Annotated in this window: 21 protein-coding genes; 5 read left to right on the top strand and 16 right to left on the bottom strand. The window is 74.1% G+C overall.

Translation table 11 applies throughout. From position 1 onward, the window contains the following. The first annotated feature begins 7 nt into the window (after positions 1 to 7). A complete protein-coding gene (locus tag ACZ49B_RS24970; RefSeq protein WP_399252495.1) occupies positions 8 to 484 on the top strand; it encodes an acyl-CoA thioesterase in 477 nt (158 codons plus the stop codon). After that, entirely contained in the window at positions 481 to 1200 is a 720-nt protein-coding gene (locus ACZ49B_RS24965; RefSeq protein WP_468309779.1) for a DUF8010 domain-containing protein, read from the top strand. Before ACZ49B_RS24970 ends, ACZ49B_RS24965 begins: the two co-directional genes overlap by 4 nt. Positions 1201 to 1265: 65 nt before the next feature. On the opposite strand, the gene ACZ49B_RS24960 is transcribed toward ACZ49B_RS24965, so the two are convergent. Further along, positions 1266 to 1670 (bottom strand): globin, encoded by a 405-nt coding sequence (locus ACZ49B_RS24960; RefSeq protein WP_468309776.1) that lies wholly within the window; start codon positions 1668 to 1670, stop codon positions 1266 to 1268. Positions 1671 to 1908: 238 nt separating this feature from the next. Between ACZ49B_RS24960 and ACZ49B_RS24955 the strand changes: the two genes are divergently transcribed. After that, positions 1909 to 2916: a methyltransferase domain-containing protein gene (locus ACZ49B_RS24955; protein ID WP_468309773.1), complete on the top strand. Its 1008-nt coding sequence runs from the start codon at positions 1909 to 1911 to the stop codon at positions 2914 to 2916. A gap of 15 nt (positions 2917 to 2931) precedes the next feature. On the opposite strand, the gene ACZ49B_RS24950 is transcribed toward ACZ49B_RS24955, so the two are convergent. The 14 genes from ACZ49B_RS24950 to ACZ49B_RS24885 all read right to left on the bottom strand — a co-directional run bounded on the left by ACZ49B_RS24950 (position 2932) and on the right by ACZ49B_RS24885 (position 21801). After that, positions 2932 to 3948 (bottom strand): FHA domain-containing protein, encoded by a 1017-nt coding sequence (locus ACZ49B_RS24950; protein WP_468309770.1) that lies wholly within the window; start codon positions 3946 to 3948, stop codon positions 2932 to 2934. Positions 3949 to 4000: 52 nt separating this feature from the next. Further along, positions 4001 to 5326 carry a vWA domain-containing protein gene (locus ACZ49B_RS24945; RefSeq protein ID WP_468309768.1) on the bottom strand — a complete coding sequence of 442 codons (1326 nt, stop codon included), beginning with the start codon at positions 5324 to 5326 and terminating at the stop codon, positions 4001 to 4003. Between the two features lie 52 nt (positions 5327 to 5378). Continuing rightward, on the bottom strand, positions 5379 to 6980 hold the full coding sequence (locus ACZ49B_RS24940; RefSeq protein WP_468309765.1) for a protein phosphatase 2C domain-containing protein: 1602 nt from the start codon (positions 6978 to 6980) through the stop codon (positions 5379 to 5381). Between the two features lie 3 nt (positions 6981 to 6983). Next, entirely contained in the window at positions 6984 to 9761 is a 2778-nt protein-coding gene (locus ACZ49B_RS24935; protein ID WP_468309762.1) for a serine/threonine-protein kinase, read from the bottom strand. After that, complete coding sequence (locus tag ACZ49B_RS24930) at positions 9758 to 11023, bottom strand: hypothetical protein (protein WP_468309870.1); 1266 nt, start codon at positions 11021 to 11023, stop codon at positions 9758 to 9760. The genes ACZ49B_RS24935 and ACZ49B_RS24930 overlap by 4 nt, the downstream gene beginning before the upstream one ends. A 71-nt stretch (positions 11024 to 11094) precedes the next feature. Further along, positions 11095 to 12138: a glutamate ABC transporter substrate-binding protein gene (locus ACZ49B_RS24925; protein WP_468309759.1), complete on the bottom strand. Its 1044-nt coding sequence runs from the start codon at positions 12136 to 12138 to the stop codon at positions 11095 to 11097. 5 nt (positions 12139 to 12143) lie between these two features. Continuing rightward, positions 12144 to 13496: a hypothetical protein gene (locus ACZ49B_RS24920; protein WP_468309868.1), complete on the bottom strand. Its 1353-nt coding sequence runs from the start codon at positions 13494 to 13496 to the stop codon at positions 12144 to 12146. Positions 13497 to 13707: 211 nt separating this feature from the next. Further along, positions 13708 to 14748 (bottom strand): N-acetylglucosamine kinase, encoded by a 1041-nt coding sequence (locus ACZ49B_RS24915; RefSeq protein WP_468309756.1) that lies wholly within the window; start codon positions 14746 to 14748, stop codon positions 13708 to 13710. Then, complete coding sequence (locus tag ACZ49B_RS24910) at positions 14739 to 16013, bottom strand: 6-phospho-beta-glucosidase (RefSeq protein WP_468309754.1); 1275 nt, start codon at positions 16011 to 16013, stop codon at positions 14739 to 14741. The genes ACZ49B_RS24915 and ACZ49B_RS24910 overlap by 10 nt, the downstream gene beginning before the upstream one ends. Positions 16014 to 16018: 5 nt before the next feature. Then, a complete protein-coding gene (locus ACZ49B_RS24905) occupies positions 16019 to 16855 on the bottom strand; it encodes a carbohydrate ABC transporter permease (RefSeq protein ID WP_468309751.1) in 837 nt (278 codons plus the stop codon). Between the two features lie 2 nt (positions 16856 to 16857). After that, entirely contained in the window at positions 16858 to 17832 is a 975-nt protein-coding gene (locus ACZ49B_RS24900; protein ID WP_468309748.1) for a carbohydrate ABC transporter permease, read from the bottom strand. A gap of 6 nt (positions 17833 to 17838) precedes the next feature. Continuing rightward, on the bottom strand, positions 17839 to 19173 hold the full coding sequence (locus ACZ49B_RS24895) for an ABC transporter substrate-binding protein (RefSeq protein WP_468309745.1): 1335 nt from the start codon (positions 19171 to 19173) through the stop codon (positions 17839 to 17841). 177 nt (positions 19174 to 19350) lie between these two features. After that, the gene (locus ACZ49B_RS24890; protein ID WP_468309743.1) at positions 19351 to 20559 is read right to left on the bottom strand and encodes an ROK family transcriptional regulator; all 1209 of its coding nucleotides are present in this window, start codon (positions 20557 to 20559) and stop codon (positions 19351 to 19353) included. Between the two features lie 153 nt (positions 20560 to 20712). Then, positions 20713 to 21801, bottom strand: a complete 1089-nt coding sequence (locus ACZ49B_RS24885) for a mechanosensitive ion channel family protein (protein WP_468309740.1) — start codon at positions 21799 to 21801, stop codon at positions 20713 to 20715. 261 nt (positions 21802 to 22062) lie between these two features. On the opposite strand from ACZ49B_RS24885, the gene ACZ49B_RS24880 reads away from it, so the two are divergent. Continuing rightward, the gene (locus ACZ49B_RS24880; RefSeq protein ID WP_266667001.1) at positions 22063 to 22599 is read left to right on the top strand and encodes an HNH endonuclease; all 537 of its coding nucleotides are present in this window, start codon (positions 22063 to 22065) and stop codon (positions 22597 to 22599) included. Between the two features lie 39 nt (positions 22600 to 22638). On the opposite strand, the gene ACZ49B_RS24875 is transcribed toward ACZ49B_RS24880, so the two are convergent. After that, positions 22639 to 25746 carry a beta-N-acetylglucosaminidase domain-containing protein gene (locus tag ACZ49B_RS24875; RefSeq protein ID WP_468309736.1) on the bottom strand — a complete coding sequence of 1036 codons (3108 nt, stop codon included), beginning with the start codon at positions 25744 to 25746 and terminating at the stop codon, positions 22639 to 22641. A gap of 211 nt (positions 25747 to 25957) precedes the next feature. Here ACZ49B_RS24875 and ACZ49B_RS24870 point away from each other — a divergent pair, with 211 nt between their 5' ends. Further along, positions 25958 to 26185: a hypothetical protein gene (locus ACZ49B_RS24870; RefSeq protein WP_468309733.1), complete on the top strand. Its 228-nt coding sequence runs from the start codon at positions 25958 to 25960 to the stop codon at positions 26183 to 26185. Positions 26186 to 26199: the final 14 nt, after the last annotated feature.

Genomic DNA, 26199 nt, shown 5'->3' with positions numbered 1-26199 from the left:
CGACAACATGGCCAGACACCACTACCGGTGCCCCCTGCGCTGGGCGGACATGGATGCCTTCGGGCACGTCAACAACGTCGTCTTCCTCCGCTATCTGGAGGAGGCGCGGATCGACTTCATGTTCCGCCTCGCGCCGGGGGAGGGCAGCGAGTCCTTCACGGGCGGCTCCGTCGTGGCCCGCCACGAGATCGACTACAAGCTGCCCCTCGTGCACCGTCACGAGCCGGTCCTCATCGAATCCTGGGTGACCCGGATCGGCGCCGCATCCCTGACCATCCGCTACGAGGTCAAGGACGAGGCGACCGAGGACGCACCCGAGACGGTGTACGTACGCGCCGAGACGGTGGTCGTGCCGTACAACCTCGCCGAGGGGCGGCCCCGCCGCATCACGGCCGAGGAGAGGCACTTCCTCGAGAAGTACCTCGACGAGCCGGCCAAGCCGGCCGGCAAGGCCAAGGCCGCCGAAAGGCGCCTGGCGGCATGACCGAGCAGCTGCGCTTCGCCGATTCCGGGGAGGCGGCGGACCTCGCCGCCTTCCTGGGCCGGCTGGTGCACTACGACCGCGCCGCCGCGGTCCGCCTGCAGGCGCAGGCGGGCGGCGGCGCGCTCGCCGTCTTCGGACGGCCGGCCTCCTTCGAGGTGCTGGCCATCCGCACGGTGCGGCTCGCCGAGCCCGTCTCCCGGCCGCTGGACGTGACCGTGTCCGCCGGTGAGCTGCTGGAATCCGTCGACGAGGCCACCGCGAGCGCCACTGTGCCCGGGCCGGTCACCGGCCCGCCCTGGACCGGGGTGCTCCCGCCCCGGGGAGGCTGGCGGCAGCTGCCCGGGCTGCCCGGTCCCGAGGAGGTACGGGCCGCCGTGGCGGCCTCCGTCGCCGAGTTCCGGGCCCGTGACGAGGCCCTGCCCCCGCAGCACCGGACCCGGTCCGAGCGGGACCGCATCGGCCGTGAGATCTGGTCCCGGACGCTGGGCGACACCGAGCTCCCGCTGCGCGCCGTTCACGCCGCGCAGTCCCTGGGCTTCCTGCGGCCGATCCGGTCGGCCGTGCCGAGCGGTGCCTCCGCGCCCGGCGCCCCCGAGCCGGTGGCCCTGCTCGTCTCGGGCAGCTGGCTCCGGCTGCGCACCCCGTACGGCTCGATCGCGATGCGCCGCCCCGGCGACAACGGCGGCCTGGGCGCACTCCAGGTCCGGCCGGTCTAGAGGCTCCGGGTCCGCCCTCCGCCCGGGGTTCCGCGTACGGACGGCCGTACGGGCGCTCGTACGCGCTAGCCCGCGGTGTTGATCATCGATGCGGCGGCGTACGTCAGGTACCGCCACAGCTGCGCCTCGTGTTCCGGCGCCAGGCCCAGCTCGTCCACCGCCACGCGCATGTGCCCCAGCCACGCGTCGTGCGCCGCGGCGTCCACCTGGAACGGGGAGTGCCGCATCCGCAGGCGCGGGTGGCCGCGGTTCTCGCTGTACGTGTTCGGACCGCCCCAGTACTGCATCAGGAACAGGGCGAACCGCTCCTCGGCGGGGCCGAGGTCCCCCTCCGGGTACATCGGGCGCAGCAGCGGGTCCTCCGCGACCCCCTGGTAGAAGCGCCGCACCAGGCGGCGGAACGTCTCCTCGCCGCCCACCTGCTCGTAAAACGTCTGCTCCTGAAGCGTGCCCCGCGGAATCTCATTCACCCGACCATCGTCTCAGACGCCCGGACGGAGGACCGGGGACTTAGGACCACCGGCCCCTCGACCGCCGCCCCGCGACCGCCCCGCGACCGCCCCGCGACCGCCGCGCCCCCCGCGACCGCCCCCGCGCCCTTCGCGACCGCCGCCCCGCCACCTCGCCCCGCGGCCCCCGGCTCCCGCGACAGCCCGGCTCCCACGGCCACCGCTCGCCTCCCGGGCCCGGTCGCAGGACAGTGGAGCCATGGGTGCACACGCCGCACACTCCGCCCACCCCGCGCAGGCCCCCCACGCCGAGACGCGGGACCTGCGGGACGCCGCCCACGCCGCCCAGGTGCGGGAGCTGACCGCTGCCGGGGTGCTGCAGGATCCCGCCTGGCGCTCGGCCTTCGCGGCGGTGCCCCGGCACGTCTTCGTCCCGTACTTCTTCACCGGCCGCGGCGCCGGTCACGAGAGGCTGTGGGGCGAGGACCCGGACCCGGCCCACCGCGCCCGCTGGCTGCGCGGGGTCTACACGGACGGCCCGATCGCCACCCGGCTGCGCGACGGCGAACTGGTCTCCTCCAGCAGCCAGCCGTCCCTCATGGCGAAGATGCTGCAGGCGCTGGACGTCCGCGACGGGGACGACGTGCTGGAGATCGGCGCCGGCACCGGCTACAACGCCGCGCTGCTGTGCCACCGGCTCGGCGACGAGCACGTCACCACGGTGGACCTGGACGAGGAGATCACCGAGTCCGCGCGGGCGCACCTGGCCCGGCTCGGTTACCGGCCGGCCGTGGTCACCGGGGACGGGGCGCGCGGCTGTCCCTCCCGGGCCCCGTTCGACCGGATCCTGGTGACCTGCACGCTGCCGCTGATCCCGCACGCCTGGCTCGGCCAGTGCCGGCCGGGGGCGCGGATCCTGGCTCCGCTGTCGACCGGGCTGATCGCGCTCACGGTCCGTGACGCCGACTTCGCGGAGGGCCGGTTCCTGCACACCCCGGCGTACTTCGTCCCGTTGCGCGGGGCCGAGGCCTCGCCGAACGCGCCCGGGCTGCCGTACGGGCTCCCGTACGAGCTGGTGGAGAACGAGCGGTTCCAGTTCATGCTCGTCCTGACCGCGGGCGCGCTGCACCCGCGCGAGGCCCTGGACCTGTGGCGCGGCGAGGGCAGGCCGGGCCGCGAGCGGTTCGGGGTGACGGTCAGCGGCGGGGGACAGTGGTCCTGGCTCGACGACCCCCAGGGCCCGTACGTATGGCCTCTGGGGGAGTAGCGCAGCAGCCCGGGATCAGCCCCGGCGGATGGTGATGGTGGTCCAGGCGCCCACGTGGACCTGGTCGCCGTCGGTGAGCAGGACCGGGACGTAGGGCTGGATCGGCTCCTCGCCGCCGTTGATCGTGGTGCCGTTGGTGGAGTTCTGGTCCACCACCGCCCAGCTGAGGTCGGGCTGCTGGACGAGCACCGCGTGCTGGTGGGAGACGCCCGGGTCCTCCGGGGGCACCGACAGGTCGATGTCCGGGGACTCGCCCGTCGAGGCGCGGCGGCGGCCGATGGTGATCTGGCCGCCGGAGAGAGGAAGATGCTGCTCCGGGGAGTAGGCGGGCAGGTTGAGCCCGGCCGCCTCGGGGCCGCTGCGCTGCATCATCGCCATGAAGTACGAGCGGTCCGGGCCGATCGTCGCGCTCCAGGCGCCGGTGCTCTGCGGCGGGAACGGCTGCTGGGACTGGGGCTGGTGCTGAGGCTGGTGGGGCTGCTGGTACTCGTGCTGCTGCGGGTATTCCGGCTGCCGGTACTCCTGCTGCGGCGGGGGCTGCTGCCGGTACTGCTGCTGCGGCTGGGCGTGCTGCTGTTCGTGCGCCGGGGGCGGCAGCAGCCAGTCGTCCTCGCGCTGCAGCGGCTCCGCCGGCCGGTTGACCCGGGACGGTCGGGAGCCCTGGTACTCGAAGTGGTCCTGGGAGAACGGCGCCGGGGCAGGAGCCGGCGGCGCGGGAGGCGGAGGCGGCGGGGTGGCCCCGGCGCCGTTCCCGCCGAGGCCTCCTGCGTCCGTGCCGAGCGGCGCGTACGAGGTCGCCGAGCGGGTCAGGAAGTTGTACCGGCACTCCTCGCAGAACGGGGCCATGGCCTCGCGCGGGGTCCGGCACTGCGGGCAGAGTTCCGCCTGGGCGGTCGGCTCACCGGCGGTGGGAGGGTAGCCGTAGCCGTAGGAGGGCGCCGCGGGCGCACCCGTGGCGGCAGCCATGCGGTGGCCGCAGACCTCGCACCAGTCGTCGGAGGCGGACTGGTGCCCGTTCGGGCAGGTCGGCATGGCGGCTCTTCCCCCTTCAGCCTGCGTCTTCGCGTCAGGTCTCTCAGGTCTCTCAGGTCTTCTTCACTCGGACGGTCTGGATCGAACGCGTTTCGAGGGTCATCTCGTCGGCATCCGCGACCTTCGCCTTCAGCCGCACAGTACCCGCCGCGGCATCGACGACATCCACCACCTTCGCGAGCAATTTGGCCGTGTCCGCGTTTCCGGAGGCACTGGCCAGCTGCACGGCACGGCCGAGCTTGGCCGTGGCGCCGTCGACATCGCCCAGTTTGCGCGCTTCCAGGCCCTGTTGGATAGCCTGCGCGAGCTCCGCCTGCCCCGTGTAGTGGGCGACCTGCGGGTTGATGGCGGTGGAGGCGGCCAGATCGTCCGTCCACACCGCCCGGACCAGGCCCTGCGCGAGCGTGGCCGGCGGTTCGCCCGGCGCGCCGGGGAGCAGGAGCGTGGCCCGGGCGGCCAGCATCTCCTGTCCCACGGAGGCGGCCGGGACCCGGACGCACACGTGGTACTCGCGGGACTCGTCGCCCCACGACCCGGTCGGGTAGTCGCCGGCGCGCGGGCCCGCCTCGGTACGGCGGTCGCTGAGGTCCTGGACGGTGGGCGCGACCTGCTTGACGTACTGGATCTCCACGCCGACCGGGGTCCACAGGCGCAGCGCGACGTCCGCGACCTCCTTGCCCATGACGTTCTCCATCATGAGCGTGAAGTCCTCGGTGAGGTGCGCCGGATCGGCGACGATGTCGGCCGAGCCGAGCAGGGCGCTCGCGATGCCGGTGACCTCCTTGACCTCCCAGTCGGTCCCCACCCCGCGGGCGTCGCAGGTGAAGCGGCCCGCGCAGGCGTCGAGGGTGGCGCTGAGCACCGCCGGGTCCTCGTGCTCGTTGCGGCCGTCGGTCAGCAGGATGCCGTGCCGTATGGCGGCCGTGGACTGGCGCAGCAGGCCGTCGGCGAGGCGCAGCCAGGTGCCGATGGCGGTGCCGCCGCCGGAACTCAGGGACCGCAGGGCCTCCTTGGCCTGGGCCCGGGTGGCCGCGTCGGCGACGGCGAGGCGGCCCTGGCCGGGGTAGACCTCCTTGGCCACGTGCGTCCCGGCGATGACGGCGAACGCGGTGCCGTCGCGCAGGGTGTCGATCGCAGCGGCGGTGGCCTCGCGGGCGCCGCGCATCTTGTCCGGCGGGTACTCCATGGACCCCGAGCAGTCCACCATGATCACGACGGCGGCCGAGCCGTGGGCGGCCGCCGCGCGGGTGGCGGTGGCGCCGCCGGTGGACGTGACCGTGACGATGGCGTGGACGTCCCGCCCGCCCTCGGGGAGGAACTCGTTCTGGTACACCTCCACGCTGAAGCGCGGGGCGCTCGGCTTGGCGAAGTTCGCCATCGGTTGGACTCCTAGGAGAGGGACGGGGGACGGGGCGGGTGGATCAGCCGGATCAGCCCTGAGGGCGTACTTCCGCTTCCGTTTCCGATTCCGCTTGCGGCTGTTCCGGCCTCGACGCAGTCGCCACGGCCGCCGGTGCCTGCGCCGCTCCCGGCCCGGCCGGCGCGGCGAACGGGACGACGGCGACCGTGACGTTGTCGTGGCCGCCCCCGTCGAGGGCGTGCCCCACCAGGACCTGCGCACTGTGCAGGGGGCGGGCGGCGGCGTCCGCGGGCAGCACCTGGGCCATGTCCTGGGCGGACTCGGCGTAGTTCCACAGGCCGTCGGTGCAGACGACCACGACGCCCGCGTGGTCCGGCTTGAAGGTGGCGGTGTGCGGCTCCAGGTCGTACGCGTCGGCCCCGAGCCAGCCGGTGATGGCGTGGGCGCGGACGTCGGCGTAGGCCTCGGCCTCGCCCATCAGCCCCGCCGCGACCATCTGGGCCGCCCAGGAGTCGTCCTCGGTGAGGCGGCGCGGCAGCGCGTCGCGGTCGTCGGGGACCCAGTACGCGCGGCTGTCGCCGACCCAGCCGATGGTCAGCAGGCCGCCGCTGACGACGGCGCCGACCAGGGTGCAGGCGGGGGCGTTCTGCGCGCCGGGGACCTCCGGGGCCAGGGCGTTCACGGCGGCGGCCGCCGCCAGGATGGCGTCGTGCATGGCCTCCTGGGGGTGCGCGCCGCGCGGGAGGGCTTCGAGCAGGGCCTCGTTGGCGGCGCCGGCCGCGGCGGCAGATGCCTCGTCGGGGCGGCTGGCGGAGGAGACGCCGTCGCAGACGATGGCCACGGTGGCGGCCGAGCCGTCGGGCAGGGCGGTGGCCGCGACCGCGAACGAGTCCTCGTTGCGGTGGTGGCGCAGCCCCCGGTCGCTGACGGCGGCGACGCTGCCGAGCTCCTCCTCGAGGTGGTCCCGCTCCCGCGGCTGGGCGTGCCCGCAGTGCTCGCAGTACCCGTCGGTGTCGACCCGCCCGGCCCGGCAGGCCACGCAGGTCTTCCCGCCGTCGGCGGCCGCGGGACCGCTGCCCTGCGGGGTGCCGGAGGCGTACGGGTCCTCGTGCCCGGGGCCGGCGGCGCCGTACGCGGCTTCGGCCGCGCCCCAGGGGGTCCCTTCGGCGGGGGTGGCGGTACTGCCGGGCCGGTCGTGGCGGATCTCGCCGCCGGCCGCCGGATCGGGCACGCCGCCGTACGCAGGCACGGGCGCCCCGTACGAGGGGCCCTGCGGCGGTACGGGCGCGGCCTCGGCGACGGGCGCGGCGAGCGGCGGGGCGACGGGCTCCGCGGCCGGCCGCGCGGCGGCGGCCGCATCGGGCATCGGCCGTGCGGCCGGCTCCGCGCCGGGCTCGGCGGCCGGATCCGCCGATGCGGACCAGCCGGCGGAGTCCCCGACCAGCGTGGGCGCCGCACCGGCCGCGACACTGCCCCACCCGGGCGCGGGCTCCGCGAGGGCGTACCCGCCGGCCGGGCCCGCCGGGAGCGGCGGGATCGGCAGGGTCGGGTTGTCCCGGGACACGGGTGGGGGCGCGGCGGACACGGGGGAGCCGCAGACGCCGCAGAACCGGTCACCCTCCTCGAGGGGCTCCGCGCAGCTGGGGCAGCCAGACGGCCGATGCATCGACATCACTCACACCCACGTCCGGGGACGGAAACGGTTTGCCCGCTCCACCAGTTCGATCCTGTCCTCGCCTCGCTGCGCCAGCCGCGCGAGTACGCGGTACGAGCGCTCCAGGCCGAAGCGCAGGCCCCGCTCGTCCAGTTGACTGCCGAGCAGCGAGGTCCGACCGGGGTCGGAACCCCGGCTACCCGACAGTACCCAGTCCAGGGCCGAGCCCAGAACCTCCGTCGACAGCCGCTCGTGGCGCACCGCGTCCAGCCCGAACCGCTCCAGGGCCTCCACCTGCGCGGCAGCGGCCGCCAGATCCGGCAGCAGGGCCTCCTCGGGAGACCGGTCGCGCAGGCGTGCCCGTACCGCCGCCACCCGTGCGGCCGTGTAGTGGATCGACGCCTCGGGCACGGACTCCAGCGTGCGCACCGCCCCGGGCCGGTCGCCCGCGGCGAGCTGGACGCGGGCCAGCCCGAAGGCCGCGCTCACGAATCCCGGGTCGGTGATCCACACCAGCCGGTAGTACTCGGCGGCGTTGTCCAGCTGGCCCAGGATCTCCGCGCACAGGCCCAGCGCCAACTTCGGCGCGGGCTCGCCCGGGAAGGCGTCGTAGATGGCGTCGAAGGACAGCGCCGCTATCTCGTCCTCGCCGGTGGCCAGCGAGGCGATCCCGCGGGCCCACACCACCCGCCAGTCGTCAGGGTGCCGGGCTTCCAGGTCGGTCAGGGCGCCGCCGGCTGCGGCGAGTTCGCCGAGCTCCAGACGGGCCCGCAGCTCGCGCAGCCGCAGCTCCGCCGAATCGGCGGGCGCCGAGCGCAGGGCGCCCAGCAGGTCGCCCGGTGCCGAGGCCAGAAGTCCGGCCAGGAAGCCGGCGTTCGGGTCGCCCGCGTCGACCAGCGGCACGGGCAGGGCCAGCGCCATGTCCCGGGCGTCGAGCGCGGCCAGTTCGCCGGGGCGTACGGCCGGTACGGGCACCGCCCCGGGGCCGGCCGCCACGGGTCCGCCCGCCGCGGGATCCGCCCCCGGGATGTGCCGGCCGGCCGGCCCCGGGGCCTGGCGCGCAGCCGGGACGGCGCCTGCGGGCACGGCTCCGGCCGCCGGGCCGCCGGCCCGGTGGGTCGCCGTGGTCCCGAGGGGCGCCGCGAGGGCGGCCGCCCCCGGCGTCCCCGCAGGGACCGCGGACACGACGGCCGCCGCAGCGGGCGGCAGGGCCGACGGCCCCGGCCTGCGTCCGAGCCTGCGTCCCGCCGCGGGAGCCGGCAGCGCCCGCGCGCCCAGCCGGGACACCTCGGCCCCCGCCACGTCGGCGAACAGCCGGGTGTCCAGCACCCGGAGCTCCGGCCCGAACAGCGTGGAGACCTGCGGTCGGGGCCGGCCCGTCTGCAGGGCGACGACCTCCCGCAGCACGCCTGTCAGCTGGTCCGCCATCTCCTGCGCGGACGAGAACCGCCGACCCGGATCCGGGTCGGTCGCCCGGACCAGCAGCCGGTAGAAGGACTCGTACCGCCCGAACACCTCGATGTGCTCCGGATCCGGCAGCGAGTCCACGAACACGTTCGTGTAGCCCTGGAAGTCGAAGGTCAGGACGGCCAGCGTCCGCGCCACCGTGTACAGGTCGGAGGCGACCGAGGGGCCGAGCTCGGCCACCTCCGGCGCCTGGTAGCCCACCGTGCCGTAGATGGCCGACTCCTCGTCGTCCATCCGGCGCACCGCGCCCATGTCGATCAGCTTCAGCTGGTCCTGCTGCTGGATCGCGTTGTCGACCTTGAAGTCGCAGTACAGCAGGTTCCGGCTGTGCAGGTGCCCGAGCGCCTCCAGCGCCTCGATGCCGTACGCGCAGGCCTGCTCCACCGGCAGCGGATCGCGGCGGCCGTCCGGCCGCCGCCGCTCGTTCGCTATCTCCTTCAGCGACTTGCCGCCGACGTACTCCATGACGATGTACCCGTCGAGCGAACCCGTACGCTGGTCCAGGTGCTCCACGAAGTTGTAGATCCGCACGATGTTGGAGTGCTCGATCTCCGCCAGGAAGCGCCGCTCCGAGATCGCCGCGGCCATCGCGTCCTGGTCCCCGGTGTCCAGCAGGCCCTTGAGCACCACCCACCGGTCCGACACGGCCCGGTCCACCGCCAGGTACACCCAGCCGAGGCCGCCGTGCGCCAGGCAGCCCGCCACCTCGTACTGGCCGTGCACGACCTCTCCCGCACGCAGCTTGGGCACGAAGGAGTACGGGTGGCCGCACTTGGTGCAGAAGCCCTCGGTCCGGCCCGGCCGGTCCCCGCGGGCCCGGCCCACCGGAGCCCCGCAGTCCGAGCGCGAGCAGAACCGCTTGCGCTCCGGCACCTCCGGGTTCTCCAGCACCGCCGCCGAGGGATCCGGACGCGGCACCTCCGGGACGTTGACCAGCCCGGCGCCCAGTCGGCTGCGCCCCGAGGGCCCGGCCGCCGAACCCGAACTGCGCACCGACACCGAGCGGGTGGACGCGGCGCCCGGCAGGGAGCGGGAGAGCCGGCCCGACACGGAGCGGCGCGAGGACGACGAACGCGAGGAGCGCGCCGAGGCCGATGTCGACCCCGACCGGCCCGACCGGGCCGAGCCGTGCGAGCCCTGCGAGCCCCGGGAGTCGCCGTGCCGGGCCGCGCTCGTCATCCCCGTCGGCGGCGAGACCAGCTCCTCCGCACCCGCGGCGACGGCGCCGACCGGCGCCAGACCGCAGGTGTCGCAGTACAGCCCGCCGTCGCCCATGTCCTCGTACGACCCCGGGCAGCCGGGGCGAACGCACGCGGTTCCGACCAGACTCATGCGTCCTCCTCTCCGGGCCCCTCGGGCCGGTACTGCGGCTGCGGCGGTGCCAGTGACTCGGCCGTCGCCGCTTGGTAGCGCAGCACGGCCTGCTCGGCGGCCCGCAGGTCGCAGGGCGCGCTCCACAGCATCCGCCGGGCCGTGTCGTACCGCTCGATCAGCAGCGGATCCTCCGCCATCCCGTGCCGGGCCACCTTCGCCTTGTACGCGTCCAACCGCCCGCGCAGTTCGGCCCGCACCGCCAGGGGAGCCGTCACGGCCGTCAACGATTCGCGGGCCCGGCGCAGTTCCTCCTCGGCCCGCTCCTCCAGCGATTCCAACAGCGGCGAGAGCCGGTGCCACTGGGCCTGGCGCCGGTAATCGGCCGCCGCCGCCAGCTGCTCCTGCAGTGCCGTCGGCGGCCCGCTGACCACCGGAACCTCCGACGCCGCGATCTTCGCCAGCACCTCGCCGCGTGCGATCCGGGCCTCCGCCAGCGTCCGGTCGGCCCGCGAGAGCACGTCCCGCAGGCTGATCAGGCGCTGCTCGGCGTCCTGCCGTACGGCCAGGACCGCCTCGATCTCCCGGCGTACGTCCTCCAGCGCGACCGCGGCCCGGTCGTAACGGGTGGTGTCCGGACGGCCGCCGCCGGGCGCGGAACTCCCCGCCACCGGCTGCCAGAACGCCAGCGGATCCGCGATCACCTGCGCCCGCAGCCCGGTCAGCTCGGCGGTGATCGCCTCCAGGTCGTCGCCCGAGGGGTGTTCACCCGGGCGGACCCCCACGGAGTGGGCCAGCGAGCGGGTGCGGTGCAGTTCGGCCGCGAGCAGGTCGATGCGGGCGGGCAGCGCCGACCAGACCGAATCGGCGGCCACCACGACGTCCAGCGAGCTCGCGTACAGCTCGTTCATGCGGGCCACCAGCTCGGCGAGCGAGAGCCGCTCCGCCAGCGCCACGCCCTCCGCCGCGGCCCCGGCGATCAGCACGCCGGGCCCGCGCAGCCGCTCGGTCAGCTCGATCAGCTCTTCGCGACCCGGCCAGCGGCGCCGCTCGCGGATCTCCCGGGCAGCGCCCAGCGCCCCGCTGTAGGCGTCGAAGTACGTCCACAGCCGGGTGATGGCGGCGTCGGCCTCGGCCCACCGCTCCTTGGTGACGCCGGTGAGCCCGGCCCCTTCCAGCAGCCGGCGTCCCGCGTGGTCCTGGAGGGCGAGCAGCGAGGTCTCGACGGCCTCGTGCTCCGCGCCGAGCCGGGCCAGGGCCCGGTCGACGTCGTCCCGGTCCATCACTGCCGACTGCGCTTCCAAAGACCCCGCCTCCGCTTTCCTGACATCGGGCTCCGACTCTGCCACCTGCCTCAGCCGTCCCGGTACTTCGGCGCGGGCGGTCCTGCCACTCCGGGCAGGACGGGCTTGAGGTGCGTCACGTAGGCCTGCATCCAGAGGCTGTTGTCACCGCCGGCGCGGTAGTCCTCAAGCACCTTGTTGACCCGGCGCACCAGGTCGGAGGCGTCCTTGTTCATGGCGACCCCGTAGAACTCCTTGGTGAACGGGGAGCCGACGAGGCGCACCGACGGGTCCTGCGCGGCCTGCCCGGCCGCGAGCGCGTTGTCCGTGATGATGCCGTCCACCTCGCCGAGCTGGAGCCGGACCAGGCAGTCGAGCTGGTTGGGGACGCTGACCGGGACCGAGCCGTACGGCTGGGCCTTGAGCGCCGCCTCGGCCGTGGAGCCGGCCGCGGTGCAGATCCGGCGGTCCTTCAGCGAGGCGTCGTACCCGGTGATCGGCGAGCCCTTGGGGGCGAGGACCTGCTGTCCGGCCTCGAAGTACGCCGTCGAGAAGGCGACGTCCTCCAGCCGCTTGCAGTTGATCGTCATGGTCCGCACGACGACGTCGACGCGGCCGTCCTGGAGGGCGGGGACGCGCTGGCTGGTGGGGATGGCCCGGTAGATGACCGCGTTCTCGTCGCCCAGGATGTCCTTCGCGATGGCCTTGACCAGGGCGATGTCGAACCCGTCGAGGCGGCCGTCGACCGGGTTGCGGTAGCCCCACTTGAAGCTGTTCTGGTCCACGCCCGCGACGAGTTTGCCCGCCTTGCGGATCCGCTCGATGGCCGGGCCGTCCACGCCGGACGGGCGCAGGCTGGCCTCCGGGTCCTGGCAGGTGTCGGTGAGCGACCAGGGCGCCGGGGCGGCCGCCATGGAGGCGGGCTCGCGGACCACGGCCGGGTGGCCGGTTTCCGGGGCGGCATGGGCCAGCGGCAGCAGGACGGCCGCGGCCGTCACCGCGCAGGCGGCGGCCATGGCGCTCACCCCGCCCCAGCCGCGCAGCCGCCCCGCCGGCCGGCGCAGGCCGGTTCCGCCGTCGAGGCCCTCGTCCTGGGACTTCACGCGTATCCGCATCGCTGTCACCTGTACTCCGAAAGCCGGCGGCCGATGCCGAGCAGCGCCGCCGCGGCGCCGACGACCGCGAGGGCCGCCGAACCCGTCACCAAACCGCCCAGCGCGCCGAGCCCGCCCCGGGCCGCCCGGGTGAACTCCTTCTGCTCATGGGCCACTGCCTGCTCCAGGGACTCGTCCACCGTGTCGAACGAGGCCCCGCTGCTGTCCTTGTGGTCCTTGTCCCCGATGACCTGGGGCAAAGCGTCCTGGTAGTCGCCGCGCAAGTCGGTCTCCCGGGCCGCCGCGTGCCGTTGCTTCCACTGCGTGACACCGTCCGCGGCGCGGCCGACCGGCTCCCGCCCACTGCTGTCGTCGGCGAGCTTCAGCGCCGTCGCCAGCCCGGTGTCCAGCTCCTTCATTTCGGTCGTGAAGTCCACGTCGTACTTGTCGGACTTGTTGTCCGCGGCCAGTACGGCGCCCCGCGCGATCAGCGTCAGGTTCTCACTGGCGCGCGCCTGGAGCGAGGCGATCCGCGCATCGTTCAGCACCTTCAGCGACTCCTGCCCGTCCGATCTGGCCTCCGCCAGCTCCGACCGGGCGACCGTGTGCCCCACGGCCAGCCACATCAGCACCACCAGCGAGGCGGCCGTCGCCGCCACGAGACCGTGGTTGAAGACCCGGTTCGTCCGCCGGTAGTTGCGGCGCTGCGCCCACGCCAGCGCGGCGAGCGCGAGCAGCCCCGTACCGAGCGAGGCCAGCGGCAGCGAGCGGGCGTCGTCGTAGTCCGTGTAGAGCCGGTCCGTCTCCACCTCGTACAGCCGCTGCGCGGCGGGCAGCAGCTGGGTGCTCATCTGCTCGTTGGCGTACCGCAGATAGGCGCCGCCCAGCGGCAGCCCCTGCTTGTTCGTGGCCCGGGCCTGCTCGATCAGACCCGTGTAGCGGGGCAGCTGCTCGCTCAGCAGCGCGATCTGCTTGCGGGAGTCCTCGTCCGCCCGGGTGTTGGCGGCCGCGCTCACCAGCAGCTTCGAGGCGTTGGAGATGTCCTTCTCGTACCGCCGGCGGACCTCCCGCGGCTCGTCGCCGCCGGCCAGGAAACCGCTGGAGGAGGCCGTGTCGGCGTCCGCGAGCGAGCGGTAGATGCTCGCCGCGTCCGCGCTCAGCGGCTGGCTGCGGCCCACCACGTCCTCCGCGGCGCCGACCCGGCCGGAGATCTCCAGGACGGTCACCCCGCCGAACAGCAGGACCAGGGCGGCCAGGACCGCGCCGATGATCCGCAGCTTGCCGGGCTCTGTCGTCGCGGCCGCGCGCAGCCGCTCCACCCCCTCGGCCCAGGCCGTACCGGGCCGGGGTGGCGCCTGCGGCGGACCGGCGGGCGGCACGGCGACACCGCCCCCGGGCGCGGGCGCGCGTGATGTGATGGCCACCGTGACCTCCCCCTTGGTCCTCTGCTCCGCAGCAGTATGGCCGTAGTGACGGTCAACCACAGCACCCGGTGCCGGATCCACCCCTGTGCGCGCCGACCCCACCCTTCACCGTGAATAGGACTCCACGGCCGCCACGGTTCCAGAACCGGGGCCTCCCGGGGCGGGTTCACCCGAAATGGGCACGGAGTTTTCCATGGGCCTCGGGCAGGGCCCCGAGCGCGTCCAGCCCCAGCAGCCCGGCGCCCAGCACCGGCGGGGCCGCGACCACCGACACCCGGGCCCGCGGGGCCCGCCGCGCCAGTCCCGCCGCGATCCGCCCGTCCAACTGCTCGTGACCGGCCGTCAGCACCCCGCCGCCGAGCAGTACCGGAGCCTCCTCGCCCAGCAGGTCCAGCCGGGCCAGCGCCACCGACGCCAGCGCCACCACCTCGTCCGCCTGCCGCTCCACGATCGCCGAGGCCACCGGATCGCCCGCCGCGGCCACCGCGAACAGCACCGGCACCAGCTCGTGGGTCCTGCGCTGCGCCAGGGTCCCCAGGTGCAGCGCCTCGATCAGCTCGGCCATCGAACCGAGCCCGAAGTGCTCCGGCAGCGCCGCCGCCAGCTGCGTCGAACCGCCGCGGCCGTCCTCCGCACGCGCCGCCCACCACAGGGCCTCCGCGGCCAGGCCGCCCCCGCCGCCCCAGTCCCCGGAGATCTGCCCGAGGGCCGGGAACCGGGCCGTGCGCCCGTCGGGCAGCATCCCCACGCAGTTGATGCCCGCCCCGCACACCACGGCGACCCCGCGCGGCGGCCCGCTACCGGAAAGCCCGGCCCGCAGGATCGCGAAGGTGTCGTTGAACACCCGGGTCGCCGCCCCCCAGCCGCGCGCCCCGATGGCGTCCGCGAGCTGCCGCTCCTCCACCGGGAGGTCGGCGTTGGCCAGACAGGCCGAGACCTGGTCGGCGTACGGCGCACCGGGCCCCGGCAGGGGCAGCGCCGCCGCCTCGGCGGCCTCCGCGACCGCCTGCGCCAGGACGTCCACCGCCGCCTCGACACCGGTGCGCTGCGGCTGGAAGCCGCCGGAGCGCCCGGTGCCGAGGACCGTGCCGTCCGCGGCGATCAGGGCCGCGTCCGTCTTGCTGTTGCCCGCGTCGACGGCGACGACGGCGGCGGACCGTGCGGGACGGGCGGGACCCGTGGGGCGGGCGGGAGCGTTCACGCCCATGCCAGGTGCTCCTTGTTGTGCGCGAGGAGCCGGTCGGTGAGCCCCTCGGCGAGGTCGAACTGGCCGACCAGCGGGTGGGCCAGCAGCGCCTTGAACACCCGCTCGCGGCCGCCTCGTACGGCCGCGTCCAGCGCCAGGTCCTCGTACGCCGTGACGTGCGCGACCAGTCCCGCGTACAGCGGGTCCAGCCGGGGCACGGCCAACGGCACCGGACCGGACCGGTCCACCCGGGCCTGCACCTCGATCACCGCGTCGTCCGGGAGGAACGGCAGCGTCCCGTCGTTGCGCGCGTTGACCACCTGCAGGGCCGCCGGGCCCGGGCCACCGTCGCCCAGCAGCGCCGCCGCCAGGTCCACGGCCGCCTCCGAGTAGAAGGCCCCGCCCCGCTTGGCCAGCAGTTCCGGCTTCTCGTCCAGCGCCGGATCGGCGTACAGGGCGAGCAGCTCCTTCTCCATCGCGGCCACCTCGGCGGCCCGCGAGGGCTTCGTGCCCAGCTCGCGCACCACCGCGTCGTGCGCGTAGAAGTACCGCAGGTAGTACGAGGGGACGACCCCGAGGCGGTCCAGTACCGCGCGCGGCAGGCGCAGGTCCGCGGCGACGGCCTCCCCGTGCTCGGCGAGCAGCCCCGGCAACAGGTCCTCGCCGTCCGGGCCGCCCTTGCGCACGCCGAGCTCCCACGTGAGGTGGTTGAGCCCGACGTGGTCCAGGTGGATGTCGGCCGGGGCCAGGTCCAGCAGCGCCGCGAACTTCCGCTGGAAGCCGATGGCGACGTTGCACAGCCCGACCGCCTTGTGCCCCGCCCGGAGCAGGGCGCGGGTGACGATCCCGACCGGGTTGGTGAAGTCGATGATCCAGGCGTCCGGGCTGGCCCGCCGGACCCGCTCGGCGATGTCCAGTACCACCGGGACCGTCCGCAGCGCCTTGGCGAGCCCGCCGGCGCCCGTGGTCTCCTGCCCGACGCAGCCGCATTCCAGCGGCCAGGTCTCGTCCTGCAGCCGGGCCGCCTGCCCGCCGATGCGCAGCTGGAGCAGCACCGCGTCGGCGCCCTCGACGCCCGCGTCGAGATCGGCGGTGGTGGTGACCCGTCCGGGGTGCCCCTGCCTGGCGAAGATCCGCCGGGCCAGCGCGCCGATCAGCTCCAGCCGCTCGGTGGCGGGGTCGATCAGCACCAGCTCGCCGATCGGCAGGGTGTCGCGCAGCCGCGCGAAGCCGTCGATCAACTCGGGGGTGTAGGTGGAACCGCCGCCCACCACTGCGAGTTTCATGGTCACTAGCCTTTCACTCCCGTCAGGGTGACGCCCTCGACGAACGCCTTCTGGGCGAAGAAGAAGAGGACGATCACCGGCGCCATGACCAGCACGGTTGCGGCCATGGTGAGGTTCCAGTTGGTGTGGTGCGCCCCCTTGAAGGACTCCAGTCCGTAACTGAGGGTCCAGGCGGCGGGGTTGTCCGAGGCGTAGATCTGCGGGCCGAAGTAGTCGTTCCAGGCGCAGAAGAACTGGAACAGCGCGACGGCGGCGATGCCCGGCTTGGCCATCGGCACGACGACGCGCAGCAGGGTGCGGACCTCGCCGCAGCCGTCGACCTTGGCCGCGTCCAGGTACTCGTCGGGGATCGTCAGCAGGAACTGGCGGAGCAGGAAGATGGAGAACGCGTCGCCGAACGCCATCGGGATGATCAGCGGCCACAGGGTGCCGGACAGGTCCAGTTGCTTCGCCCAGAAGAGGTACATCGGGATGACCACCACCTGCGGCGGCAGCATCATCATGGCGATCACCAGCAGCAGCGAGAGCCGCCGCCCGTGGAAGCGGAACTTGGCGAGGGCGTACGCGACGGGCACCGAGGAGACCACGGTCAGCAGTGTGCCCAGCCCGGCGTACAGCAGGGTGTTGCGCCACCAGGTCAGGAAGCCGGGGGTGTCCCAGACCTTGGCGTAGTTGCCCCATTCCCAGGTGTCGGGCACCAGGTCGCGGGTCAGCGCCTGCTGGTCGCTCATCAGGGAGGTCAGGAGGAGGAAGACGAACGGGAGGACGAAGAACAGGGCGGCCGCGACGCCGAGGGCGTGGACCCCGACCCAGTGCAGGACGGCCTTGCGGTTTCGTCGCATGCTCAGTCACCTGCTCCGATCAGCCCGCCACGGCGGCGCATCAGCAGTGCGGTGAAGGCCATGGAGAGGGCGAAGAGGACCAGCGCGACGACACACGCGGTGCCGTAGTCGAAGCGCTGGAAACCGACGTTGTAGACGACCTGGGGGAGGGTCAGCGTGGACTTGTCGGGGTAGCCCGGCTCGAACTGCTGGCCCGAGCCGCCGATGACACCCGCGGCGACCTTCCCGGCCACCAGGGGCTGCGTGTAGGCCTGCATGGCCTGGATGACCCCGGTGACCACCGCGAAGAGGATGATCGGCGAGATGTTCGGCAGGGTGATGTGCCGGAACCGCTGCCAGGGGCCGGCCCCGTCCAGCTCGGCGGCCTCGTACTGCTCCTTCGGTACGTCGAGCAGTGCGGCCATGAAGATGACCATCAGGTCGCCGATCCCCCACAGGGCAAGCAGGGTCAGCGCCGGCTTGGACCAGTCGGCGTCGGTGAACCAGCCGGGGGCGGGCAGGCCGGCCCCCTCCAGCAGGGTGTTGACCGGGCCGGTGCCGGGGTTGAGCAGGAAGACGAAGGCCAGGGTCGCGGCCACCGGCGGGGCCAGGTACGGCAGGTAGAACAGGGTCCGGAAGATCCCCGCCCCCGTCTTGATCTTCGTGATGAGCAGGCCGATGCCGAGGCCGAAGACGACGCGGCCGGCGACCATCACCACGACCAGCCACAGGGTGTTGCGCATGGCCGGCCAGAACAGCGGATAGTCCGAGAAGACGTACGTCCAGTTGTCCACGCCGTTGAAGACGGGCGGGCGGAAGCCGTCGTACTTCGTGAACGAGAAGTACACGGTGGAGACGAGGGGGTACGCGAAGAAGACGGCGAACCCGATCAGCCAGGGCGACATGAAGGCCGCGGTCCGCAGGGCGGACCGCCGTCGCTTCGCCCGCAGGGCGGGGGCGGTGGGTAGGGTGCCTGTGCTCGGCAGCGGGGCGGTCATCGCGGGCTACTTCGCCTTCGCGATGTCCGTGTCGATCTGCTGGTCGGTCTTGGCGAGGCCGGCCGGGATGTCGGCGACGTCGCCCTTCTCGACCGCGTACGCGAGGTCCTGGAAGGTCAGCTGGTAGGTGCCGCCGTCGGCCTGGGCCGGGGTGGTGTTCGACCTCGGGTGCCGGGCGATGTCGAGGAAGGTCTTGAACTCCGGGGTGACCTGGAGGTTCGGGGACTCCAGGGCGGCCAGGGTGGAGGGCACGTTGTGGATGGCGTTGGCGAACGCCACGACCGCCTCGGTGTCCGTGGTCATGTACTTCACCAGCTCCCAGGAGGCGTTCTGCTTCTTGCTGCCCGAGGCGATGCCCATGATCGTGCCGGAGAGGTAGCCCTTGCCGTAGTCGGCGACCTGGTCGTCCGGCACCGGCAGCGGTGCGGTCCCGATCTCGAACGTGACCCCGGCCTCCTTGGCCATCGCGGCCCGCCACTCGCCGTCGATCTGCATGGCGACCTGGCCCTTGTGGAAGGGGTGCTCGGCGCTCCACTCGTCACCGAAGGTGCTGCGGAACTTCTCGAGCTTCTCGTAGCCGCCGAGCTTGGCCACCAGGTCCTTCTGCGCGCTCAGCATGCTCGCGAAGCCCGGGTCCTCGGCCAGGTTCGACTTCCCGTCGGCGCCGAAGTACTTCGGGCTCCACTGCGCGGCCAGGCGCATGGGGGTGGTCTCGTAGCCGTGGTAGGTCGGCATGATGCCGAGCTGGTCGTACGAGTCCCCGTGGGACTTGGTCAGCTTCTGCGCGACCTCGGTGAACTGGCTCCAGGTCTTCGGGGGTTCGGTGATGCCCGCGGCCTTGAAGGCGTCCTTGTTGTAGACGAGGCCGTACGCGTCGTTCAGCAGCGGCAGCGTGCACTGGTTGCCGTTGAACTGGGTGTATTCCAGCAGGGTTTTGGGAAAGACCTTCGCCTTGTCGACTCCCGACTTCTGCAGGAAGGGGTTCAGGTCGGCGAAGGCGCCGGAGTTGCAGAACTTGCCGACGCTGTCGGTGGTGAAGGAGGAGACCACGTCGGGGGCCTTGTCCCCGCCGGCCCGGAGCGCCTGGTTGATCTTGTCGTCGGTCATGTTGCCCGTGACCTTGACCTTGATGTTCGGGTGCGCCTTCTCGAACCGGGCGATGTTCTCCTCGATCGCCTTGGCCTCGCTCGGCGCGGACCAGCCGTGCCAGAAGTTGAGCGTGACCTCCTTGTCCGGGTCGTCGGCGGCCGCGCTGCCGCTCTGGCCCGTACACGCGGTGGCCAGGACGGATATCGCGGCGACGGCGGTGGCCACGGCGGTCAGGCGGCGGTTTCTGGGCATGGCGGTGCTCGCTCTCTGCGGGAGGAACTTCCGGAGGTGTGCCAGGGGATGCGACGACGGGCTTCGGTGACGCGGTGGTGCCGGTGGCGCCGGACAAGCGAGGGGCAGGGAGAGTCGATGGGGCCGGAGGTGCTGGTCGTACGTCCGGGAAAGCGGGCCGTGCCCGGCCCGGGCCGGTCAGCGGCGCGAGGTGTCGAAGACCTCGTCGCGGGTGGCGGCGAGGGCGCTCTCGAGCGCTCCGCGCAGCACGGGCCGCTCGCGCACCGTGCCCGACACCAGGCGGGGCCGGGAGGGGGCCAGATCGGCGAGCTCGGCCTCGACGAGCTCGCGCAGCACGTCCCCGCCGGCGGCGGTCACCGCGCCGGAGAGCACCACGATCTCGGGGTCCAGTACGGCGACCAGCGCGGCCAGACCGGTGGCCAGTGCGGTGGCGTACTGCTGCAGGAAGCGCAGGTTCGCCCCCTCGGGATCCCCCGCGGCCTGCGCCAGCAGCGCGACCGCCGCGGCGACCGGCGCCCCCGCATCGGCCCCGGGCGGCATCCCGATGCCCAGCGCGGCCGCCATCCCGGGCACCACCTCCATACCGGCCAGGGCCTGGTAGCCGCCGGAGTTGACCCGGGTGACCTGCCGGACCAGGGGGTGGCCCGACACGGGCAGGAACCCGACCTCCCCCGCGCCGCCGGTCCAGCCGCGGTGCAGCCGGCCGCCGAGCACCAGGGCGGCGCCGAGGCCCTCCTCGTTCCACAGCAGGACGAAGTCCCCGTGGCCGCGGGCCGCGCCGAGGCGCTGCTCGGCGACCGCGGCGAGGTTCACGTCGTTCTCGTACCCGACCGGCATCGGCAGGGCCGCCGCCAGCTCCTCGAGGAGGGTGGGGGAGTGCCAGCCGGGGAGGTGCTCGGCGTAGCGCAGCACCCCGGTGCGGGGGTCGAAGGACCCGGGGGTGGCGATGACGGCGCGGTGGATGTCGGAACGCTCGAGCCCGGCGTCCTTGACGGCCCCGCCGAGGGCCCGGGTGACCCGGTCGACGGCCCCGGCGCCCTCGGCGTACGGGAGCTCGTGGCTGCCGATGACCTCGCCGGTGAGATCGGCGACGGCCGCGACGATGCCGCCCGGGGTGACGTCCAGTCCGGCGACGTGGGCGGCGCGCGGGTTGACCCCGTACAGCTGGGCGTTGGGTCCGGGGCGGCCGCCGTCGGTGCCGGTGGCCACGACCAGCCCGGCGGCTTCGAGGCGGGCCAGCAGCTGGGAGGCGGTGGGCTTGGAGAGCCCGGTGAGCCGGCCGATCCGGGTGCGGGACAGGGGGCCGTGCTCCAGCAGCAGGTCCAGCGCCGCGCGGTCGTTCATGACGCGCAGCAGGCTGGGCGTTCCGGGGGTGGTGCCGGTCATGAGCGCTCTCTCCGTCGTCGGCTCACGCCGTGATGGGAACTGTTAGGTAAGTTTCCTATCGGTGTTTGAGCCGTGTCAATGCCGCTGCCCCCGCAGAAATGAACCTGCGGGGGCAGCGGTGTGGTGCGGGAGCGATAAAGGGGAGGGGTGGGGCTACTTGCTGATCCGGGGGGTGGCGGAGGCCGGCGCCGGGATCGGGGCGGTGGCCAGGGACTGCGGGGAGGCCGGGTTCGCGAGCGCCGACGGGGGCGCCACCGTGGCCGAGGGGTCGGCCGGGGCCTCGTCCTCGCCGTCGGCGGCCGGCAGACCGCCGATGATCCGGATACCGGCCTCGTCGAAGGCCTCCTTGATCCGCCAGCGCAGCTCGCGCTCCACGGCGAACTGCTGGCCCGGCATCGTCTTCGCGGAGATCTTCACCGTCATCGACGCCAGCAGCACCTCGTCCAGGCCCAGCACCTCCACCGGGCCCCACAGCCGCTCGTCCCACGGGGACTCCTTGGCCAGACCGTCGGCGACGTGCTTGACCACCTCGCGGACACGGGTGAGGCTCTCCGACGGCTTGACCTGGACGGCCACGCCCGCGGTCGCCCAGCCCTGGCTGAGGTTGCCGATCCGCTTGATCTCGCCGTTGCGGACGTACCAGATCTCGCCGTTGTCCCCGCGCAGCTTGGTGACGCGGAGGCCGACCTCGACGACCTCGCCGGAGGCCACCCCCGCGTCGATCTTGTCGCCGACGCCGTACTGGTCCTCGAGGATCATGAACACGCCGGACAGGAAGTCGGTCACCAGGTTCCGCGCACCGAAACCGATCGCCACACCGGCCACACCGGCACTCGCGAGCAGCGGACCGAGGTTGATGCCCAGGGCGCCGAGCACCATCAGCCCGGCCGTGCCGAGGATCAGGAACGAGGCCACCGAACGCAGGACCGAACCGATCGCCTCGGAGCGCTGCCGCCGGCGCTCCGCGTTGACGAGGAGCCCGCCGAGTGCCATGCCCTCAACGGCTTCGGCGCCCCGGTTCATCCGCGTTATCAGCTTGGTCAGCGACTTGCGGACCAGCGAGCGCAGGGCTGCGGCGATCACCAGGATCAGCAGGATCTTCAGGCCGAGGTACAGCCATCCGGCCCAGTTCTCCTCGATGAAGCTGGCGGCGTTCGTGACGCTCTCGTGGGCTTCCTTGACCGAAGCGGCCGGGTCCGGGTTGTCGGCTGCCAGGGGCAGCAGGGCGGCAGGCCAGGGCACGACGGGAACCTCCAGGTGTAGCGGTCCGCCCGCGGAAGGGGTGTGCGGGACAGACCAACCACACTAACGGGGCATTCGTGTGACCCCGTTGCCGTGTTCGAGGGAGAGACCAGACTCACCTGGGGATGAAGCGGGTGTGGTTGAAAACACCTCGGACCCGTTACGGGCGCGTGGTGGCGCTTCGACCAGCCGTAAGGAGAGACTGGAGAGCAGATCGTCCCGGCGCGAGCCACGCGCCGCCGGCGTACAAGGAGGCAGTCCGTGCCGCACGTCCTGGTCCTCAATGCGTCGTACGAGCCGCTCGGCGTCGTACCGCTCCGCCGCGCGCTCGTCCTCGTCCTGGAGAACAAAGCTGTCTCCCTGGAGGAATCCGGCGCCTTTCTGCACAGCGCGACGAGAGTCGTCCCCGCGCCCAGCGTGGTCCGGCTCAAGCGTTTCGTGCGGGTCCCCTACCGGGGGCCCGTTCCACTCACCCGCCGCGCGCTGTTCGCCCGCGACGGCGGCCGCTGCATGTACTGCGGCGGGGTCGCGACCAGTGTCGACCACGTGATCCCGCGCAGCCGGGGCGGGCAGCACGCGTGGGACAACGTGGTCGCCGCATGCCGGCGGTGCAACCACGTCAAGGCGGACCGGCACCTGCTGGAGCTGGGCTGGCGGCTGCGGCACCAGCCGGCTCCGCCGTCGGGGCTGGCCTGGCGGATCATCGGCACGGGCCACCGGGATCCGCGCTGGATGCCGTACCTCCAGCCGTACGGCGCCGAGGACGCCCTGGACCGCATCGGCGCGGCAGCCTCCTGAATCCCGGGCCGCGGGGCCGCGGCCTCCGGGCCGGGGCCCCTACGGCGTGACCGCGTAGGCCTCCGCCGCGAAGAGGCTGCAGCCGAAGCGGGTCGCGCGCTTCTCGCAGGTGACGCGGACGAAGCGGGCCGGGGCCGGGGCGTCCAGGCGGACCGTCTCCAGGCCGCCGCGGGATGCCGCCACCCTCGCCGCCGGGTGCCAGGTGACGCCGTCCGGGGAGGTCTCCACCCGGTACGCCGACGGGTACGCCTCCTGCCAGTGCAGGACCAGCTTGCCGATCCGCGCCGCCGCCGGGAGCTCCGCCTGCCACCACGCGCCGTCCACCGGCTTGGACGACCACCGCGTGGTCGCGGAGCCGTCCACCGCCGCCGAGGCCGGGAACGCCGGCGTCTCGTCCCCCGACGACGAGGCCCGCGCCGAGCGCAACAGGTCCGGCCCGCCCGTACGCGGGACCGCCCGGACGGTCAGCGTCCGGGTCTGGCCCGCGAACGTGACCGGCACCGGGTAGCTGCCCGCCGGGGTGCCCGCCGGGACCGTCACCGACACCGGGACCGTGACCCGCGTACCCCGGGGAGCCGCGGCTTCCGCGGGGAGTTTCACCTCGACCCCCTGCGGCGCCGCCGCCGAGAGCGGGCCCCGGGCCCCGCCGGCGCTCAGCGCCGACAGCCGGCCCGGCACCACCTGCGCGGCCCCGCCGATCTCCACGTCCACGGCCTCCGGCAGTTCGAAGGAGGCCGACGGCCCGTCCGCCAGCCACGGCACCACCTGGTGGACCGCCGGAGCCGGCCCCGCCCACGACAACCGCACCGCGTCCGCACCCAGACCGCCGACGTCCGCCTGCGTCCAGCCCGACGCCGAGGCCTCCGCGACCTTGCGCCAGCCCTCGCCCGGCACGTGCGCCTCCACCGCCGCGCCCCGGACCCCCGGCGGCAGCGGGTCCGTCATCACGGTCACCACCGACACCGGCCGCACCGTGTCCAGCTGGACCGTGTACGAGTCCGGCTCCTGCGACACGGTGCCCGGCCGGCGGGCCGCTCCCGTCCACGCGTCCGCCTCCGCCACCGCCTGCGCGAGGAAGGGGTCCAGTACGGTCTGGTCCAGCCGGGCGGTGCCCGGCTCGGCCAGCGCCTTGCGGGCCGCCGACAGTTCCTGCGAGGCCTTCCACGCCGCCGCCCCGTCCCCGCGGGACTGGGCCCGCAGGAGGTCCACCGCCAGCTCGCCCGCCGTTCCGTACGCCGACAGCCGCGCCAGCCACGGCCCGGCCTCGTCCGACAGCCCGGGCAGCCGCTCGGGCGCCTCCCGCAGGGCCGTGAACGCCGCCCGCAGCCGGTCACCGGCCGCCGGGTCGCCCGAGCCGCGGCTGCGCCAGAACTCGTCCACCAGCGGGCGCAGGTACGCCGACTCCTGGTGGCCGAGGCCCGAGGAGGCCGTGTTCCCGGCCAGCGCCGCCAGGGACCGGCGGGCCGCCTGGTCCGGCCCGGCCAGGTCGGAGACCGCCGCCGCCCAGGACTCGCCCGGCCGGTAGCCGTTCGCGTTCCACGCGAAGTCGGCGGCCGTGAACAGCGGGATCCGCGCCAGGGTGCCCTGCTGCATCGCATTGGCCAGCAGGGCCGCCGAGCCGCCCGCCACCGCCGGCTCCCGGCCCGTGTACGGGCCGAGGAAGACCCGGCCCGGGTCCCAGTCGTTGACCGGGTAGTTGTCCATCGTGACGAGCGGGTGCTGCCCGAAGGCGCTGCGCGCCCCCTCGAGTTCCTTCCCGGTGATCGCGCGCGGCACCACGCCCACGCCCGTCCAGGCGACCTCCACCCGCCCGTCGAGCCGGCTCGCCAGGGCGGTCCGGTACGCGGTCGCGCCCTTCTGGTGGTACTCCGTCGGCATCAGCGACAGCGGCGCCGCGCCCGGATGCCGCGCGGCCAGGTGCGCCGCCAGCTCGCCCGCGACCTCCGCGTGCGCCTTCGCGGCCGCCGCCGGGCCCGTTCCGTACCGCACCCGGTCCGCCCGGCAGCCCCACTCGGTGTAGCTGACGTCCTGGAACTGCACCTGGAACGCCCGGAAGCCCAGGTCCCACATCGCGTCCAGCTTGCGCGCCAGCGCCGCCCGGTCGGCCGCCGAGGCCAGGCACATCGACTGCCCCGGGGCCACCGCCCAGGCCAGCACCACCCGGTTGGCGCGGGCCCGCTCGGCCAGCGCCCGGAACTCGGCTTGCTGCGCCGCCGGGTAGTCCTCCCGCCAGCCGGTCGTACGGTACGGATCGTCGCCGGGCGCGAGCAGGAGCCGGTTCTGCTTGGTCCGGCCCATGAAGTCCAGCTGTGCGAGCCGCTGGTCCTGTGTCCACGGCTGCCCGTAGAACCCCTCGGTGATCCCGCGTACGGGCGCGGTCGGCCAGTCCCGCACCACCACCCCGGGCACCTTCCCGCCGCCCGCTCCGACCGGGGCCAGCAGCTGGCGCAGCGTCTGCGCCGCGTGGAACAGCCCGTCCTCCCCGACGCCGGCCAGCGCGACCGTGTCCCGGCCCGCGGCCTTGCCGACGGCCAGCCGGTAGCCCCCGTTCGGCAGCTCCGCAGCCCCGGCCGCCGGGGCCGCGCCCAGCGCCCGCAGGGCCTCCTGCGCGTCGGGGCCCTGCAGCCGTACGACGGTGCCCCGTTCGGGCAGCGGCGCCCCGGGAGCCGGTTCGTGCAGGGTCCGTACGCCCGCCGCGCGCAGGGCGGTGCGGACCAGCCCGATCGCGTACGGATCGGCGTCCGGTGCCGCCACCAGCACGGCCTCGGGGCCCAGCGGGACCTCGCGCGCCGCGTCGGCGGTCATCGACTGCGGCCGCGGCCACACGGCCGGCCCCTCGGCGGCCGCTCGCGGAGCGTCGGAGCCCGGGTCGAACGCGGGCCCAGGAGCCAGCCCCGTCGCGGGATCGGCACCCGGCCCGGCGGAGGGGCCGGCAGCGGGCGCGGCGGCAGGCCCGGCAGCAGGTCCGTTCGCATGTCCGGGCGCGGTCCCCGTGGCAGGTCCGGCCGTCGGGTCCGGCCCCGGGAGGGCCGGCGCGCTCGGCGCCGCGAATGCGGCGGGCGGACCGGCGAACACCCCGCCGCCCAGCAGCGTCCCGATGACCGCCACCGCCGCCGCAGTCGCCCGCTTCCTGCCCCTGAGCTGCACGGAGCCTCCCCGTCCCGAGTCGTCACCCGCCCGTACGAATGACCCCGAGCCCACCACCCGTGCGGCCGGAGTGTCAATGCGGGCGGGCGTTCTGACCTGGATACGCAGGAATTGCGGCGCTGCCCGCGGGGTATGGCTGCGATGTTCCCGGCGGTGTTCCATGACCCCTGACCCACCCTCACACCTCGTACGGACAAAGGAGCAACCGCCCGTGGACACCGCAACCGGCACCCCGCACACCCCCGCCGCACCGCGGCACACCCCGCTGCTCGCCCACCTGCCCGCGCAGGCCGGGCCCGCCGAAGGACCCCTCACCAGCGAGCCCCCGCTCGCCGGTGCCGCCCACGCGCCGCTGACCAGCGAGCCCCCGCTCACCGACGAGGCCCCGCTGACCAGCGAGCCGACCCCACCCGCCGCGGCCGCTGCCGCAGGCGACTAGACACAGGGACACAG

This window comes from Streptomyces sp. NPDC031132 (assembly GCF_055570595.1).
The sequence above is the reverse complement of the archived record's forward strand: the minus strand, read 5'-3'. Positions and strand labels throughout refer to the sequence as shown.